This is a genomic window from Pseudomonas sp. EL_65y_Pfl1_R83, assembly GCF_963970695.1.
In the GTDB taxonomy this organism is placed as follows: domain Bacteria; phylum Pseudomonadota; class Gammaproteobacteria; order Pseudomonadales; family Pseudomonadaceae; genus Aquipseudomonas; species Aquipseudomonas tritici.
Genome location: NZ_CAXAQI010000053.1, coordinates 1 through 875 on the forward strand (window position 1 = coordinate 1; position 875 = coordinate 875).

General features: G+C 61.6%; 1 protein-coding gene. It reads right to left on the reverse strand.

Annotated elements, in window-relative coordinates; translation table 11 throughout:
• Positions 1-224: 224 nt before the first annotated feature.
• On the reverse strand, positions 225-875 hold a 651-nt coding region (gene fghA, locus AACY08_RS27530; protein ID WP_339472265.1), incomplete at its 5' end, for an S-formylglutathione hydrolase.

An 875-nucleotide genomic window follows, 5' to 3' on the forward strand; every position in this document is an offset into this window, starting at 1 on the left:
GACTGGGTTCGCCGTCGATCGGGTGGCTGATTCTAATTTTTAGTATCAAAACCGGTCGTGGCTGTTGAAAAAGGCCGAGTGCCCGTACACTCTGCCCGTGCTAAGTAGCTACCTTTCAGGAAAGATGGTCGCGAGCGCAGAAAGGCACATCGGCACGGCCGACTGAACCAAGGACACATATCGCAAAGCGCTGCCGGCTTGTGGCAGCCCGGCGAGATTGCTGACTAACTGCTGCGCGGCGATAGCTGCGCCGACTGAGCCAACCGTTCAGCATGCCAGTCGAGATGATCGGCCATGAAGCTGGAAATGAAATAATAGCTGTGATCATAACCCGGATGCAGCCGTAAGATCAGAGGTATTCCCGCGGCCGCGCATGCCTGGCGCAGCAGTTCGGGTTTGAGCTGGTCGGCTAGGAACGCATCCGCCCCGCCCTGATCAACGAGGAGACCGGGAACGCGGGCGCCGCCTTCGATGAGCTCGACTGCATCGTGCCGTGCCCATGCCGCTTGGTCCTCACCTAGATAGCCGCTGAACGCCTTCTGTCCCCACGGGACCTGCATCGGCGCGACGATCGGAGCGAAGGCAGAGACCGAGCGAAAGCGGTCGGGCAAATTGAGCGCAATCGTCAGCGCACCGTGCCCGCCCATCGAATGTCCCATGATTGCCTGCTGCGCCATGTCCGCCGGAAAATGTGCGGCAACGATCGTCGGCAATTCTTCGGTGACGTAGGACCACATGCGGTAGTTCGCAGCGAACGGCGCCTCCGTCGCATCGACGTAGAAGGCAGCACCCAGCCCGAAGTCCCACGCACCGGCCGGATCGTCGGCCACCCCTTCGCCGCGCGGCGAGGTATCGGGCGCGACGAGGATCAGACC